Raw genomic sequence first — 15,868 nt, 5'->3', positions numbered from 1 at the left:
TCCCTACAAGGGTCTCATGTACTGCCGGCCCCGCCCGGTCAGGACGGTTTCCAGTCCTTGCCCAGGGTCACCACGACGTCCGCGTTCACCACGCTCTCGGCCTTCTTCACGACCGTCTCCGGCAGCCCCAGCGTCTTGGCGACCTCGACCGCCCGGCCCCGCTGGCCCTCGTCCTGGTACGTGACCTGCGTGGTCGCGGCGGCCCGGTCGGCCTTGCCGCCGTCCACGAAGGCGTAGCCGCCGTTGAGCAGGGCCGCCTTCGCCGCGATCTGCGCCTTCGCGTCCCCGGTGGCGTCCTTGAGGCCCACGCGAGGGGCCGCGCCGGGCTGGGCCGCCGTGACCGTGCCGCCCAGGAGGTCCTTGACCGTCTTCCTGGAGGCGTCGTCGGTGAGGCCGCCGTCCGGCTTCACCGAGAGCGTCTCGGTGCGGTACGCGGCCACCTTGGCGTGCTCGCCGATCCGCGACAGGAGGCCGCCGAGGTTCTGCGCGTCCAGGCCGGGGTCCAGGATCTGGCCCATGCTCTCGACCGTCGTGGCGGCCGCCTTCGGGTCGGAGGGGATCTTGCGCAGGACGGCGTAGAGGACCCGGCCCGTGCGCTCCAGCTGCCTGGCCTCCGGCTCGCCCTGCGCCCGGTAGGTGGCGTAGGCGACGGCCATGGCGCCGGTCAGGCTCTGCCCGGGGCCCTGCCCGACGGCCGGCGTCTTGGCCTGGTCGTCGGCGGGCACGGCGGCGTCGGTGTCGACCTCGATGCCTCCGACCAGCTCGACGAGCCGCTCCAGGAAGGGGGTGTCCAGGCGCCAGGTGCCGCCGATGCGGGTCCCGAGGACGGTGTCGAGGGCTTCGCGGGTGCCGATGCTGCCGTCCTCGACGGACTTGCCGAGGGTGGTGGGCGTGCCGTCCTCCTTGGTGACGGCGAGGGCGTTGGGCAGCAGGACGGTGGCGCCCTGCCGGGTGGTGACGTTGTCCACGAGGAGGGCGGTGGAACTGCCGCCCCGCTTGGTGTTGTGCAGGTGGACGACGATCATGTCCCGCTTCTGGGCGCCCGCGGCGGCCGCGGGGCCCTTCTTCTGTCCGGGTCCGTCGAGGAAGGGCAGCGCGCCCGCGTACCAGAGCCAGCCGAGCCCGCCGACGACGAGGAGGGTCAGGACGACGCCCAGCGCGACGACCCGGTTGCGGCCGCGGCGGCGGGCCTCCTCGCGGCGCTCGGTGCGGCTCTCGGTGAAGGCGAGCCAGTCGATGACGTCCTCGGAGTCCTCGTCCTGCTGGTCGAGGAAGGCGAACTGCTCGGTGCGGTAGCCGGCGGCCGGGCCGCCCGGGGCCGGGTCCGCACCGGCGGCAGCCGCGCCGGCCGGGTCCGCCGCCTCCGGGCGGCGCGGCTCGGGGACGGGGGCCGGGGAGGGGGAGGCCGGCGGGGCGGGGGCCTCCGGGGCGGCGGCCTGCTGCGGGATCCACTGCTGCGGCTGCCGGGCGTCGTACCCGTGGGAGGGGCCCGGGGCGTACCCCTGTGGCTGCTGCCCGTGGTCGTACTGCTGTGCCGGGGACTCCTGCGCGTACGGCTGCCCGTACGGGGGCTCGTACTGCTGCCCGTACGGCGGCGGGGCGGGCTGGAGGGGCTGCTGCGCGGGCACCTGGCCGTACAGCGGCCGGCCGTACGCGTCGTAGCCGATGAGCTGCTGCTGGGCGGCGTACGGGTCGTACGGATCCTGTGGGTCGTTCACCGCGGGCCTCTCGTCGTTCCGGAAGCTCAGGCTCCCCGGTACAGCTCACGCTTGTCGATGTAGCGGACCACGCCGTCCGGGACCAGGTACCAGACGGGATCGCCCTCGGCGACGCGCGCGCGGCAGTCCGTGGAGGAGATCGCCAGCGCGGGCACCTCGACGAGCGAGACGCCGCCCTCGGGCAGGCCGTCGTCGGTCAGGACGTGGCCGGGCCGGGTCACGCCGATGAAGTGGGCGAGGGAGAAGAGCTCGTCGGCGTTGCGCCAGGTCAGGATCTGCGCGAGGGCGTCGGCGCCGGTGATGAAGAAGAGGTCGGCGTCCTCGTTGAGGGCGCTCAGGTCCCGCAGGGTGTCGATCGTGTACGTCGGTCCGCCGCGGTCGATGTCGATGCGGCTCACCGAGAACTGCGGGTTCGAGGCCGTCGCGATGACGGTCATCAGGTAGCGGTCCTCGGCGGGCGACACGGCCCGCTGGGACTTCTGCCACGGTTCGCCCGTGGGGACGAACACCACCTCGTCGAGGTGGAAAAGGGCGGCCACCTCGCTGGCGGCCACCAGGTGTCCGTGGTGGATCGGGTCGAACGTCCCGCCCATCACGCCGAGCCGGCGCTTGACCGGGCCCGTAGGCACTTCCTGCTCTCCCATGAGCGCAGAGCCTACTGGCCCGGTGGCACGTGCGCGGAGGCCCGGTCCGAACGAGTGGTTCAGCGGTCGCGGTTCAGGCGCGTGGTCACCCAGAGCATCAGCAGCAGGATGAAGAGCGCGCCGCCACCGGTCAGGTAGGGGCTCAGGCTCTCGTGGTTGCCGCCGTGCTGCTCGGCGCCCTCCGAAGCGAGGACGACGAGGTTGTGGGCGGTGGTGGAGAGGCTCATCAGGCAGGTACCTATCGAGTCGGGGAGCGGGCGGAGACTTCCCTCACATCGTATGCGGGGCCCCGGGGCACGCTCACGCCGACTCAGGCGTTGGAGAGGATGGACGCAGTGCAGCACAGGCCGATCCAGGGGGAGGCGCCATGACGGACACCGGATTCGAGAAGACACCGGCCCGCGACCGCAGGAGGTTCCCGGGGATCTCCTCCCGGGCCTACGAGCACCCGGCGGACCGCTCGGCGCTGGTCGCCCTGCGGAAGCTGAGCGGCTTCGACACGGTCTTCAAGGCCCTCAGCGGGCTGCTCCCGGAGCGGAGCCTGCGGCTGCTGTTCCTGTCCGACTCGGTGCGCGTGGGCGAGACCCAGTTCCCCCATCTGTACGGGATGCTGCGCGACGCCTGCTTCATCCTGGACCTGGAGAAGGTCCCCCAGATGTACGTGCAGCAGGACCCGCGGCCGAACGCCATGTGCATCGGGCTGGACGAGCCGATCATCGTGGTGACGACCGGGCTGGTGAAGCTGCTCGACGAGGAGGAGATGCGGGCGGTCGTGGGCCACGAGGTGGGCCACGCGCTGTCGGGGCACGCCGTGTACCGCACGGTGCTGCTGTTCCTGACGAGCCTGGCGCTGAAGGTGTCGTGGATCCCGCTGGGCAATGTGGCGATCTCGGCGATCGTCACCGCGCTGCGGGAGTGGTTCCGCAAGTCGGAGCTGTCGGCGGACCGGGCCGGGCTGCTGGCGGGCCAGGACGTGAACGCCTCGATGCGGGGGCTGATGAAGATCGCGGGCGGGGACAACCTGCACGAGATGAACGTCGACGCCTTCCTGGCCCAGGCCGAGGAGTACGAGTCGAGCGGCGACCTGCGCGACTCGGTCCTGAAGATCCTCAACGTGCTGCCGCGCACGCACCCCCTCACCGCGGTGCGCGCCGCCGAGCTGCGCAAGTGGTCGCTGAGCCGGGACTTCCAGCGGATCATGGACGGGCACTACCCGCGACGGGACGAGGACAAGGACACCTCGGTGACGGACTCGTTCCGCCAGTCCGCCTCGCACTACGCGGACTCGGTGCGCGCGAGCCGGGATCCGCTGATGAAGCTGGTCGGCGACCTGGCGGGCGGTGCGGGCGACCTGGGCGGGAAGCTGCGCGACCGGTTCACCGGCGGGTCCGGCTCCGGCGGCGGCCCCTCGGCCCCGGCGGACGGCGGGGACAAGGGCTCTAACGGACCGGGCTGACGGAGGCGGGGGGCGGCGGCTGGGCCCCGGCCACGGGCGCCGGGCCGTCCCCCGGCCGGGCCGGCTCCGCGGACTGCGGGGGCTGCACTGACGGGGGCGCGGCGGACGGGGGCTCCGCGGAAGGGTTCTCGGCCGTCGCGGCCGGGTCCATGACCCCGCACAGCCCGGCCGTGCGCCGGGGGTGGCCGCTGGCGTACGGGTCGCTCACGGGCGGGCCCACCGTGGTGGGACCGGCGCCGGCCAGCAGCGGGCGGAACCCCCCGGCCGGGTCGGCGGCGCAGTCCTGGGGCCCGGCCATCGCGTAGGAGGAGGCCACCTCCGCCCGCCGGGCGGTGAGGTCCTCGTGGTCGAAGCGCAACCTCAGCTCGCGCCGGACGGTGAAGAGCGAGGCGCCGTCGGGCCCGCTCGGCGGCCCGGACGCGCCCCGCACGGCGTACACGAAGGTGTGGTCGGTGGTGACCACCAGCACCTCCGGGCTGATCTCCTCGAAGGCGAGGGTCCCGCTGACCCGGACGCGGGAGTCGGCCAGGGCGGCGGTCTGCGGGTCGAAGCGGACCAGCCAGCCCGTGGCGGCGTGCCGGCCGTCCCCCGAGGGCGTGGTCATGCTCTCGTCGAACTGGGCCAGCTGGCCGGGGTCCAGGAGCACCCGCACGGGCCGGGTGGCGGTGCCGGAGAGCACGTCGGGGTCCAGGGAGGACTGCACGAGGTAGTCCTTGGCGATGGACAGCGCGGCGAGGACCTGGCTCTCGGTGAAGTGGTGGGTGCGGCGCACGGCCGGCAGGGTGATGCCGGCCGCGCCGGTCCGGTAGTCGGCCGCGGGGCTCCGGGCGTAGAGGTCGGCCGGTCTGCCGCCGGGCACGGCGGCCGACGGCGTCAGGGGCACGACGGTGCTGCCGAGCGGCTCGGCCTCGCCGCCGGCCGGGGCCACGTAGGGGTTGCGCAGGCCCAGGTAGACGGCGACCGCGAAGGCCGTGGCGATGAGCAGGACGAGCAGCATGCCCTGGCGGGCGCCCCGGCCCGGGGTGCCGGTGCCGCGGCCCGGGGAGCCGCCCGACCAGATGGAGCGGCTACGGACGGCCCGGGCGTGCTCGCCCATGCGTTCCCGGGCGGAGAACTCCTGCAGCCGGGCAGCACGGACGAAGTCCTCGTCGAACACCACCGACCGGTACTCGTCCGGGCGCAGCTCGTCGTCGCCCCCGCCGATTCCCTCGGGGGTGCCGTTGGGCGGATCTCCTGGTACGGCCATCGCTTCTCCCCGCTGTCGCCGCTCCAGAGAAGCCCCCGGCTCCGGAACGGGCGAGCGGGGTCGTACCTTCAGGGTTGGCGGCCGACGGGGTACGTAAACGCGCCGACGCCGGCGACTTCCCCGAGCGGGGTACTGGCGGGGGCGGGTGCGGGGTCCGCTTCACCCGCGGCGCTGCGGTAGACGGCGCTGAAGGCCAGCGCGACCATCCCGAGCCCCATGACGACGGCGAGCACCCAGGCGACCGGTCTCAGCCAGCCGGCCCGGCCGCGGTAGGGCCGCAGACTGCCGCCGTAGGCCCCGTACGGGCCCTCGGGGTAGCCGTAGTGGCCGCCCTCCCAGGCGGGGTCGTCCAGGGCGTACCCGTCCGGGTGGCCGTAGTCGTCCTCGCCCGCCCAGCCTCCGGCGACGCGGGCGGCCTCGGCCTCCGCGCGGGCCCGGTCGGCGGCGCGCTGGCGTTCTGCCGCGCTCGGTTCATGGATCTCGGCGTTCCGGACGAAGTCCTCGTCGAACACCACGGAGGCGAAGTCCTGATCCGCGCCTCCGCGGTCGTCGTCGGGCTCCCCGTCGTCCGGGAACGGCTTGCCCCCCACGTCGTCCGGCACGGGAACAGCGTAGACCTGGGGGGCCGCTTTGGGCAGGGTGAAAGCCGGAATCCGGCCACACCGGGTCGAGGGCCCGGTTACCGGATGTGACCGTCGCCGGTGACGATGTACTTGGTGGAGGTGAGCTCGGGCAGGCCCATCGGGCCGCGGGCGTGCAGCTTCTGGGTGGAGATGCCGATCTCGGCGCCGAATCCGAACTGGCCACCGTCGGTGAACCGGGTGGAGGCGTTCACGGCGACGGTGGTCGAGTCGACCAGCTGGGTGAAGCGGCGCGCGGCGGCCTGCGAGGTGGTGACGATCGCCTCGGTGTGGCCGGAGGTCCAGCGGCGGATGTGGGCGACGGCGTCGTCGAGGGAGTCCACGACGGCGGCGGCGATGTCGTACGACAGGTACTCGGCGGCCCAGTCCTCGTCGGTGGCGGGCAGGGCGGTGACCTTGCCGCCCTCGGCGGCGGCCAGCACCCGCTCGTCGCCGTGGACGGTCACGCCGGCGTCGGCGAGCGCGTCGAGGGCGCGGGGCAGGAACGCCCCGGCGATGTCGCGGTGGACGAGGAGGGTCTCGGCGGCGTTGCAGACGGAGGGACGCTGCGCCTTGGAGTTGACGAGGATGTCCACGGCCATGTCGAGGTCGGCCTGCGCGTCGACGTAGACGTGGCAGTTGCCGGTACCGGTCTCGATGACCGGGACGGTGGACTCCTCGACGACCGTCTTGATGAGGGAGGCACCGCCGCGCGGGATGAGCACGTCGACGAGGCCGCGGGCGCGCATCAGCTCGCGGACGGAGTCCCGGGACTCGCCGGGGACGAGCTGGATCGCGTCGGCGGGCAGGCCGGCGCTCTCGATGGCGTCGCGCAGGATGCCGACGAGGGCGGTGTTGGAGGCGTAGGCGGAGGAACTGCCGCGCAGCAGGACCGCGTTGCCGGACTTCAGGCAGAGCGCGGCGGCGTCGACGGTGACGTTGGGGCGGGCCTCGTAGATGATACCGACGACGCCGAGGGGGACGCGGATCTGGCGCAGGTCGATGCCGTTGGGGAGGGTGGAGCCGCGGACGACCTCGCCGACGGGGTCGGGGAGGGCCGCGACGTCGCGCACGTCGGAGGCGATGGCGGCGACCCGCTCCGGGGTGAGGGTGAGCCGGTCGATGACGGTCTCGCTGGTGCCGGCGGCACGGGCCTTGTCGATGTCCCGGGCGTTGGCCGCGACGATCTCGTCGGTACGGGCCGTCAGCGCGTCCGCGACGGCCAGGAGGGCCGTGTCCTTGGCGGACCGCGGGAGTGGGGCGATGGCCGCGGCGGCGGTGCGGGCGGCTGCCGCGGTGGCGAGGACGGGGGAGGTCGCGGTGGCGTCGTCGAGCGAGGTCATGCGGCCCAGGGTAATCCCCGGGTCCCCGGCCCCTCACGGGAGTTCCACCCCGCGAGACGGCCCGGTGGACGGAACCCGCGGCCGCTGCGCGGAGCCGTCTCCCCGCCCCGCCCTTCGCCCGTTCCCCGGGGCTCGGCCCCAGCCCCCGCGCCGCACGCGCCGGCGGGGCCGGGGGGTGCCGCTGCGCGGCGGTTCCGGCCCGCGCGGCGTTGGGGCGCACCGCGCGCGCCGGCGCCCGGAACGGGGGCCGGGGCAGAGCCCCGGGGCACGGTGGAAGGGCGGGTGGGGGACCTCGCCCCGCGCAGCGGCCCGCCCCCCGCACCGGACCGCCGGACCCCGGCCGGGACGGGCGGCGCCCCGCCCCGCCACCGGCGGACGGAGTCCGGCGCGGCGGCCCGAAGCCGGGGAGGCCGCTCGCGGCCGGGACGCGCGAGCGGCGCGTCTAATAGGGGTGCACGCCCACCGGGTGGGCCGGGGGCGGACCGTAGCCCTCCGCCACGCGCTGGTGGTAGGTCGTGCGGTCGATGACCTCCAGCCCGACGATCTCCCACGGCGGCAGCTGCGCCGTCGACCGGTGCTCGCCCCACAGCCGCAGGGCGACGGCCGCCGCGTCGTGGAGGTCGCGGGCCTCTTCCCAGTACCGGATCTCCGCGTGGTCGTCGGCGTACCGGCTGGTCAGCAGGAAGGGGTGGTCGTGCGCGAGCTGCTCCAGCCCGCGGCGCACCTCCGGCAGCGGCGTCGGCTTGCCCGAGACGCTCAGCGTCACGTGCCAGAGGCGGGACACCGGGCCCGGCTCCTCACCGCCGGCGCCGTCCCCGGTACCGACGCTGGTCAGCGCTCGTCTCACCAGCCGCCTCCTGTCTGCGCTACGCGTGTCCGCCCCTCACAGTTGACCAGTCCCCGGCCCGCCGCGCGGTGGTTTTCCCGAACCTCAGCCCTGCAGCAGGACCAGATCGTCCCGGTGCACGACCTCCCGCTCGTACGCGGGTCCGAGCTCCCGCGCAAGCTCGCGGGTGGAGCGTCCGAGGAGCTGCGGGAGTTCCTTGGCGTCGAAGTTGACCAGGCCCCGGGCCACCGCGACCCCCTCGGCGGAGCGCAGCTCGACGGGGTCGCCGGCCACGAAGTCGCCCTCGACGGCGGCGATCCCCGCAGGGAGCAGGGAGCTGCCGCGCTGGGTGACGGCGCGGACGGCGCCGTCGTCCAGGACGAGGTGCCCCTGCGGGGTCGAGGCGTGCTGGAGCCACAGGAGCCGGTCGGCCGAGCGGCGGCCGGTGGGGTGGAAGAGGGTGCCGGTCTCACGGCCGGCCAGCGCGTCCGCCGCCCGGCTGGCGGAGGTGAGGACGACGGGAACGCCCGCCGCGGCGGCGATCCGGGCGGCCTCGACCTTGGTGACCATGCCGCCGGTGCCGACGCCCGCCTTGCCGGCGCTGCCGATGGAGACGTGGGCGATGTCCTCGGGCCCGCGGACCTCCTCGATGCGGGTGGTGCCGGGCAGCGAGGGGTCCCCGTCGTAGAGGCCGTCGACGTCGGAGAGGAGGACGAGGAGGTCGGCGCGGACCAGGTGGGCCACCAGGGCGGCCAGCCGGTCGTTGTCGCCGAAGCGGATCTCGTCGGTGGCGACGGTGTCGTTCTCGTTCACGACGGGCATCGCGCCCATGGCCAGCAGCTGGTCCAGGGTGTTGAACGCGTTGCGGTAGTGCGCGCGCCGGCTGGTGTCGTCGGTGGTGAGCAGCACCTGGCCCACGCGGACGCCGTAGCGGGCGAAGGAGGCGGTGTAGCGGGCGACGAGCAGGCCCTGTCCGACGCTGGCGGCCGCCTGCTGGCGGGCCAGGTCCTTGGGGCGGCGGGCCAGGCCGAGCGGGGAGAGCCCGGCGGCGATGGCTCCCGAGGAGACCAGGACGATCTCCTTCTCCCCGCCGCTGCGGGCCTTGGCCAGCACGTCGACCAGCGCGTCCACGCGGTCGGCGTCGAGCCCGCCCGCCGCGGTGGTGAGGGAGGAGGAGCCGACCTTGACCACGATCCTGCGGGCGTCCACGACACCCTGCCTAGCCGCTGACACGTCTTTCCCCTCGCACACGCACGAAACCGGACCAACCAACGGGTCAATCTACGGGGTCGCCCGCCGACCCCGCCCGCCGGTTTCAGCCCCTGGACGCGGAGCCCGCCCCGGCACGCTCCGGTTCGGCCGCCGCGGCGGCGCCCGTGCCGGGGATGAGGATCCGGCGGGAGAGCAGGAAGGTGAACGGGATGGCCACGACGGCGGCGACCAGCGGGGCGATGCGGGTGTCCATGCCCGCCCAGCTCACCAGGGCGTAGAGGCCGACGGACTGGATCACGTAGTTGGTGACGTTCGTCAGCGGGAAGAGCAGGAACTTCTTCCAGGTGGGGCGGGTGCGGTAGGTGAAGTAGGTGTTCATGAAGAACGAGCCGACCATCGACAGCAGGAAGGCGAGGGTGTAGGCGGCGAAGTACGGCATCCACGGGTGCAGGAGCAGGTAGATGCCGAAGAACGTGCCGGTGTTGACCCCGCCCACCAGGGCGAAGCGGAAGATCTGGCCGAGCTGGTCGCGGCGGGCGGGGGCGCTCATCGGCCGCCGCGCTCCGCGACGACCGGCTCCGACGCCGCGGGGGCCGGGCGGGCGCCGTGGGCCTCCTTGACCAGGAAGTGCGGGCGGCGCTTGGTCTCGTAGTAGATGCGGCCGATGTACTCGCCGATCAGACCCAGCATGATCATCTGCATTCCGCCGATGCCGGCGATCATCGCGATGATCGTCACGTAGCCGGGGGCGTCGATGCCGTTGGTGATCGCCATCACAGTGATCCACAGCGCGTACAGGCCGGTCAGAGCGACGAGCGACACGCCGAGCCAGATACCGATGCGCAGCGGGCGGTTGTTGAAGGAGATCAGCCCGTCCATGCCGTAGTTCAGCAGGGAGGCGAACTTCCACTTGGTCTCGCCCGCCTCGCGCTGGGCGTTCTGGTAGTCGAAGTGGACGGTGTCGAAGCCGATCCAGGAGAAGAGCCCCTTGGAGAAGCGGTTGTACTCGGGGAGCGCGAGCAGGGCGTCCACGGCGGGCCGGGACAGCAGCCGGAAGTCGCCGACCCCGTCGGTGAGCTCGACGTCGACCCAGCGGTTGACCCCGCGGTAGTAGAGGCGGCTGAGGGCCGAGCGGAGCTTCTTGTCCCCTTCACGGGTGCGCCGGGCGATGACCTGGTCGTGGCCCTGGCGGTAGTGCTCCAGCATGGTGGCGATGAGCTCCGGCGGGTGCTGGAGGTCCGCGTCCATGATCACCACGGCGTCGCCGGTGGCCTCGCGCAGGCCGGCGAGCATGCCCGCCTCCTTGCCGAAGTTCCGGCTGAAGGAGACGTAGCGGGTCCGGTCTCCGTGCTCCGCGGCGATCTTCCGGAGTCTGCCGAGGGTACCGTCACGGCTGCCGTCGTCGACGTAGCAGACCTCGTACTCGACGGGCAGGGCGTCCAGAACCTTGCGGATCTCCTCGTCGAAGCGGTCGATGACGGCTTCTTCGTTGTAACAGGGGACAACTACCGACAGCTTGGTCATGGGCACTTCCTGCTGGGGTCCGAACGGGTGATTGTCGGCGACCGGACCCGCGACTCACCTCTTCCTTAGAAGTATGCACGGCGGAGGTCGCCCTGCCCGAGTCGTGTGCGGCACACGGTAGCTTTGACGGGATAAGCGGAATGGAACGAAGGGATCGAGGTGCACGTGCCTGACGTCTCCGTGGTCGTCATCGTCTACAACGACGCAGAGCGTCTGCCGACAGCCGTCCGGTCGGTTTTGGACCAGACCCTCAGCGGGGTCGAAGTCGTGATCGTGGACGACTGCAGCAAGGACCGGTCCTACGAGGTGGCCCGGGAGCTCGAAGCGGCGAACCCGGGACGGGTCCGCGCCTTCCGGCTGCCCGAGAACAGCGGCGGCTGCGGCGCGCCCCGCAACCACGGCATCCAGCAGGCCACCGGCACCTACGTCATGTTCCTGGACAGCGACGACGTCCTGGAGCGCAACGCCTGCCGCAACATGCTGGCCGCCGCCGAGCGCACCGGCTCCGACCTGGTCTCGGGCATGTGCGTGCGCGTGCACCTCGACAACCGCTGGGGCAAGACCACCGAGTGGTACCCGTGGATCTACGCGCGCACCCGCACGCTGGAGTCGATCACCGAGTACCCGGACCTGCTGGTCTACGACACCCTCTCCACGAACAAGTGCTACCGGCGCTCGTTCCTGCTGGAGCAGGGCCTGGAGTTCCCGGTCGGCATCCACTACGAGGACCTGCTGTTCTCGGCCCAGGCGTACGTCGCGGCGCGCCGCATCACGCTGATCCCCAACCACGTCTACTACTGGAACGTGGTCGAGAAGGCCGCCGCCAAGTCGATCAGCAACCGGCGCCACGAGATCGCGAACTTCGTCCACCGGATGGAGATCCACCGCCGGGTCGACGAGCTGCTGGCCGCCAAGGGCCACACCGCCATCAAGTCCGCCAAGGACGCCAAGTTCCTCAAGCACGACCTGGTGCTGCACCTGCGCGACCTGCCGCTGCTGAGCGACGCGTACCGCCAGGAGTTCGCCCGGCTCGCCAACGGCTACCTGGCCGGCATCGACCCGGACGCGTACGAGCACGTCACCCACCTCCAGGCCATCTGCGCCTACCTGCTGGGCAAGGAGGACTGGAAGAACCTCCTCGCGGCCGCCGACGCGATGACCAACAAGGGCCGCCTCTCCTCCCCGCTGGCCGAGCGCGACGGGCGGATCTACTGGTGCGCCGGGCACCTCGACGACGCCGAGGGCCGCCGGATACTGGACGTCACCGACCAGGGCTTCCACACCGCGCCGCTGTCCTCCCTGGCCCTGGGCAACCGGCTGACCTCGTACGAGGACGACGGACGCGGCACCGTCACGCTCTCCGGCGCCGTCGTCAACCCGCTGGGCCGGATCGCGGAGGACGCCCCTCTGTCGGCCTCCCTGGAGTTCCGGGCCCGGCGCCAGATCGGCGTGCGCTCCTTCAGCTTCCCCGTGGCAACCGTGCGCCACGCGGGCGACACGATCGAGTGGAGCACCACCGCCGATGTCGGCGGCACCGTCCGCCCCCTCGGCATCATCGACGCCGTCTGGGACGTACGCCTGAAGCTGACCGCCGGCGGGAACCGGATGACCACCCGCGTCTCGGTCGGCGGCGTGGACCTGGACTCCGCGGCCCGCCTGCGCGTGCGCCCGCGCCTGACCCGGCTGGTCTCCGACCGCTTCGAGCCGGAGATGACCAAGAAGGGCAACCTCTCCTACGTCCTGACCGCCCAGGGCCCCGCCGCCGTCCGCACCCAGTCGCTGATCAGCAGTGCCATGCACGGCAGGGCCGCCGGAGTGGTCAAGCGCAGCCTGCGCCGGGCCCTGAAGGCGCGCCGCAACATCGGCTCGGGCGAGCAGAAGGTGAAGGTCTACCACGAGGTCTTCTCCAAGCTGCCGGTCAAGAAGGGCACGGTCGTCTTCGAGAGCCACATGGGCAAGCAGTACAGCGACAGCCCGAAGGCCATCTACGAGGAGCTGGTCCGCCAGAACGCCCCCTTCGAGGCGATCTGGTCCTACGCGGGCGCCAAGCCCACCGGCTTCCCCAAGGAGGCCACGCTGGTCAAGCGCTGGAGCTGGCAGTACCTGCGGGCGCTGGCGCAGGCCGAGTACTGGGTCGACAACCAGGGCTTCCCGCTGGCGCTGTCCAAGCGCCCCGGGACCACGTACATCCAGACCTGGCACGGCTCCGCCCTCAAGCGGATGGGTTTCCACGAGCCCCGCACCAAGGCCCAGGGCAAGCCCGCGCAGGACCGCTTCCAGGCGGCCGTCAACCGCTTCGACCACTTCCTGGTCCGCTCCGAGCACGACGTCCGCACCCTCGCCAAGGGCTTCCGGCTCCGTGACGAGGTGCTGCTGCGCAGCGGCTACCCGCGCAACGACGCCCTCGTCGAGGCGCACCGCGCCGAGGCGGACAGCGGGGAGCGGGTGCGCGGGCCGCTCGCCGCCGAGCTGGGCCTCGACCCCGACAAGCGGGTCCTGCTGTACGCGCCGACCTTCCGGGCCACCGCGGACGGCGCGGTGGAGGGCTTCGAGTTCCCCTTCGACGTGGAGGAGTTCGCCGACCGGCTCGGCGACCGCTGCACGCTGCTGGTGCGCACGCACTACCTCAACAGCGTCTCCCTGCCGCCGTCGGTCGCGGGCCGGGTGATCGACGTCTCCCGGCACCACGACATCACCCCGCTGCTGGCGCTCGCGGACGGGCTGATCACCGACTACTCGTCCGTGATGTTCGACTACGCGGTGCTGGACCGGCCGATGATCTTCTTCGCGTACGACTACGAGAAGTACGCGACGGACATCCGCGGCACCTACTTCGACCTGAAGGACAAGGCCCCCGGCCCGGTGGTCGCCACGGCGGACGAGCTGATGCAGGCCGTCGCCGCCTTCGACGAGGCCGACGCCAAGTACGCCGAGGCCCGCCAGCGGTTCCTCGCCGAGTTCGGCGAGTACGACCGCGGGGACGCCGCCCGCCAGATCGTCGAGAAGTTCTTCACCAGGAGCGCCAAGTGAGCCGGGACATCTTCATCGTCTCCAACAGCGTGGACGAGCTCGGCGGTGTGACCACCTGGTCCCACCAGATGGCCCGGCTCTTCACCGACCGCGGCCACCGCGTGCACATCGTCGGCATCGCCCCCGTCGCCGAGGAGATCCGGCAGAAGCTGCCCGCCGGCCTGCCGTACGAGACGACCACGCTGTACGAGACCCACCCGCCGAAGGCCCGCCGGCTGCGCGGCATCAAGGGCCGCCTCAACGCCCCCGAGCGGCGCCGCCAGGCGGCCCGGCGGGCCGGCATGCGGGCCAGGGCCGAGCAGCTGAGCGAGATGTTCCGGGCGGCCGGCCCGGGCGCCGTCGTGATCGTCACCCAGGTCTGGGCGATGGAGTGGGTGGCCCTCGCCGACACGAAGGGGCTCTCCGTCGTCGGCATGAGCCACGAGTCCTTCGAGGCCAGCCAGAAGTCCACCCGCGGCGACCGTGTCCGCCGCTGGTACCCGGAGGTCGACCGGCTGCTCGTCCTCACCCCGGAGGACGCCGACCTGTGGATCCGGGCCGGCATGGAGAACGTCGACAGCATGCCGAACCCGCTGCCGTTCATGCCGGACTCCCCCGCCCCGCGCACCGCGAAGGTCGTCGCGAGCGTCGGCCGCCTCGCCTTCGAGAAGGGCGTGGACCTGCTGCTCGACGCCTGGGCGGACGCCGCACCGCGCCACCCGGACTGGACCCTGCGGATCTATGGGGCGGGCACCGAGGAGGCGACGCTGCGGGCGCACTGCGCCTCGCTCGGGCTGGACGACTCCGTGGAGTGGATGGGCAGCACCGACGACGTCCTGGGCGCGCTGAGCGGGGCTTCCGTCTTCGCCCAGGCCTCCCGGGCCGAAGGCTTCCCGATCACCCTGCTGGAGGCGATGGCGGCGGGCCTGCCCGTGGCCGCGTTCGACTGCGCCCCGGGCGTGCGGGAGATCGTGCGGCACGGCGAGGACGGCCTGCTGGCCCGCCTCGGCAACACGATGGAGCTGGCCGGACACCTCGACACCCTGATGTCGGACGCCGACACCCGCGACCGGCTCGGCGACGAGGCCTTCCGCAGCGTGCGCCGCTACTCCAGCGCGGAGATCACCGACCGGTGGGAGGAGCTGTTCGCCTTCCTGGAGCGCTGACCGCCCGCACACCGTACGAAGCCGCCCGCCCCGGACCTGTTCCGGGGCGGGCGGCTTCGTACGCGGCGCAGCGGCGTCAGACCGTGTGGGCGTCCTTGCTGCGGTCGCGGCCCGAGCCCGCCCGGTTGGCCTCCCAGCCCGCCCAGGCCGAGCTGATCATCTCGCGGACGTCGTGCCGTGCCTTCCAGCCCAGCTCCGCGGCGATCCGGTCGGCCGAGGCCACGACCTTCGCCGGGTCGCCGGGACGGCGCGGGGTGACCACCGGCGCGTACGTGTGCCCGGTGCCCTCGTTCAGCAGCTCGACCATCTCCTTGACGGAGACGCCCTCGCCGCGCCCGATGTTGACGGTGAGGTCCTTGTACTCGCCCGCCGCGCCCCACTCGGCGAGCCTGCGGGCCGCCACCACGTGGGCGTCCGCCAGGTCCTCGACGTGGATGTAGTCGCGGATGCAGGTGCCGTCCGGGGTCGGGTAGTCGTCCCCGAAGATCCGGGCGCCCTCGCCGGCGTCGTAGCGCTCGAAGACCATCGGGACCAGGTTGAAGACCCCGGTGTCCGCGAGCTCGGGAGCGGCCGCGCCCGCCACGTTGAAGTAGCGCAGGCAGGCCGTGGAGATGCCGTGGGCCCTGCCCGCGGCCCGGACCAGCCACTCGCCGGCCAGCTTGGTCTCGCCGTACGGGCTCAGCGGCCGGCAGGGGGTCTCCTCGGTGACCGAGTCCACGTCGGGCATCCCGTACACCGAGGCGGAGGACGAGAAGAGGAAGTTGCGGATGCCGGCCTGGGCCACCGCCGCGAGCAGGACCTGGAGGCCCTCCACGTTCTCGTGGTAGTAGTACAGCGGCTTCTCGACGGACTCGCCGACCTGCTTCTTGCCCGCCAGGTGCACCACGCCGGTGATCTTGTGCTTGGCGAGGGCCTCGTCCAGGGCCTTGCGGTCCAGCACCGAGGCCGTCACCAGGGGCACTCCCTCCGGTACGCGGTCCTCGCGGCCCGTGGACAGGTCGTCGAAGACCACGACCTTCTGCCCCGCGAGCAGCATCGCGCGGACGACGTGCGCGCCGATGTATCCGGCGCCACCGGTGATCAGAAACGTCATGCGTGTCTCCC

At 72.7% G+C, this 15,868-nt stretch carries 14 protein-coding genes; 3 read left to right on the top strand and 11 right to left on the bottom strand.

Annotated elements, in window-relative coordinates; all coding sequences use genetic code 11:
* Positions 1–38: 38 nt before the first annotated feature.
* The 3 genes from ACIRBY_RS20385 to ACIRBY_RS20375 are packed head-to-tail and all read right to left on the bottom strand — an operon-like array spanning position 39 to position 2,589.
* Entirely contained in the window at positions 39–1,718 is a 1,680-nt protein-coding gene (locus ACIRBY_RS20385; RefSeq protein ID WP_403902178.1) for an LCP family protein, read from the bottom strand.
* A gap of 26 nt (positions 1,719–1,744) precedes the next feature.
* Positions 1,745–2,362 (bottom strand): nicotinate-nucleotide adenylyltransferase, encoded by a 618-nt coding sequence (gene nadD / locus ACIRBY_RS20380; RefSeq protein ID WP_079426883.1) that lies wholly within the window; start codon positions 2,360–2,362, stop codon positions 1,745–1,747.
* Positions 2,363–2,421: 59 nt separating this feature from the next.
* Positions 2,422–2,589: a hypothetical protein gene (locus tag ACIRBY_RS20375; RefSeq protein WP_366453043.1), complete on the bottom strand. Its 168-nt coding sequence runs from the start codon at positions 2,587–2,589 to the stop codon at positions 2,422–2,424.
* 140 nt (positions 2,590–2,729) lie between these two features.
* On the opposite strand from ACIRBY_RS20375, the gene ACIRBY_RS20370 reads away from it, so the two are divergent.
* Complete coding sequence (locus ACIRBY_RS20370) at positions 2,730–3,818, top strand: M48 family metallopeptidase (RefSeq protein ID WP_403902175.1); 1,089 nt, start codon at positions 2,730–2,732, stop codon at positions 3,816–3,818.
* On the opposite strand, the gene ACIRBY_RS20365 is transcribed toward ACIRBY_RS20370, so the two are convergent.
* The 7 genes from ACIRBY_RS20365 to ACIRBY_RS20335 form a co-directional block, all read right to left on the bottom strand.
* The gene (locus ACIRBY_RS20365; protein WP_403902174.1) at positions 3,802–5,064 is read right to left on the bottom strand and encodes a hypothetical protein; all 1,263 of its coding nucleotides are present in this window, start codon (positions 5,062–5,064) and stop codon (positions 3,802–3,804) included. The genes ACIRBY_RS20370 and ACIRBY_RS20365 overlap by 17 nt on opposite strands.
* A 68-nt stretch (positions 5,065–5,132) precedes the next feature.
* A complete protein-coding gene (locus ACIRBY_RS20360) occupies positions 5,133–5,666 on the bottom strand; it encodes a hypothetical protein (RefSeq protein WP_403902172.1) in 534 nt (177 codons plus the stop codon).
* A gap of 77 nt (positions 5,667–5,743) precedes the next feature.
* Positions 5,744–7,027: a glutamate-5-semialdehyde dehydrogenase gene (locus tag ACIRBY_RS20355; RefSeq protein WP_403902170.1), complete on the bottom strand. Its 1,284-nt coding sequence runs from the start codon at positions 7,025–7,027 to the stop codon at positions 5,744–5,746.
* A gap of 442 nt (positions 7,028–7,469) precedes the next feature.
* Positions 7,470–7,877 (bottom strand): hypothetical protein, encoded by a 408-nt coding sequence (locus ACIRBY_RS20350; RefSeq protein ID WP_351885046.1) that lies wholly within the window; start codon positions 7,875–7,877, stop codon positions 7,470–7,472.
* An 81-nt stretch (positions 7,878–7,958) separates the two neighbouring features.
* Positions 7,959–9,086, bottom strand: coding sequence for a glutamate 5-kinase (proB, locus tag ACIRBY_RS20345; protein WP_042818108.1), 1,128 nt, complete (start codon positions 9,084–9,086; stop codon positions 7,959–7,961).
* 82 nt (positions 9,087–9,168) lie between these two features.
* Positions 9,169–9,615: a GtrA family protein gene (locus ACIRBY_RS20340; protein WP_403902168.1), complete on the bottom strand. Its 447-nt coding sequence runs from the start codon at positions 9,613–9,615 to the stop codon at positions 9,169–9,171.
* Positions 9,612–10,589, bottom strand: a complete 978-nt coding sequence (locus tag ACIRBY_RS20335) for a glycosyltransferase family 2 protein (protein WP_403902167.1) — start codon at positions 10,587–10,589, stop codon at positions 9,612–9,614. The genes ACIRBY_RS20340 and ACIRBY_RS20335 overlap by 4 nt, the downstream gene beginning before the upstream one ends.
* 159 nt (positions 10,590–10,748) lie before the next feature.
* Here ACIRBY_RS20335 and ACIRBY_RS20330 point away from each other — a divergent pair, with 159 nt between their 5' ends.
* Both ACIRBY_RS20330 and ACIRBY_RS20325 read left to right on the top strand, forming a co-directional pair.
* Positions 10,749–13,619: a CDP-glycerol glycerophosphotransferase family protein gene (locus tag ACIRBY_RS20330; protein ID WP_403902165.1), complete on the top strand. Its 2,871-nt coding sequence runs from the start codon at positions 10,749–10,751 to the stop codon at positions 13,617–13,619.
* A complete protein-coding gene (locus ACIRBY_RS20325; RefSeq protein WP_403902164.1) occupies positions 13,616–14,764 on the top strand; it encodes a glycosyltransferase in 1,149 nt (382 codons plus the stop codon). Before ACIRBY_RS20330 ends, ACIRBY_RS20325 begins: the two co-directional genes overlap by 4 nt.
* A 76-nt stretch (positions 14,765–14,840) precedes the next feature.
* On the opposite strand, the gene galE is transcribed toward ACIRBY_RS20325, so the two are convergent.
* Positions 14,841–15,857, bottom strand: a complete 1,017-nt coding sequence (gene galE, locus ACIRBY_RS20320; protein ID WP_403902163.1) for a UDP-glucose 4-epimerase GalE — start codon at positions 15,855–15,857, stop codon at positions 14,841–14,843.
* Positions 15,858–15,868 lie beyond the last annotated feature (11 nt).

Origin of the sequence: Streptomyces sp. NPDC096136, from assembly GCF_044763325.1 — a bacterium.
Taxonomy (GTDB): Bacteria; Actinomycetota; Actinomycetes; order Streptomycetales; family Streptomycetaceae; genus Streptomyces.
This window is presented reverse-complemented; position numbering and strand designations above follow the sequence as displayed.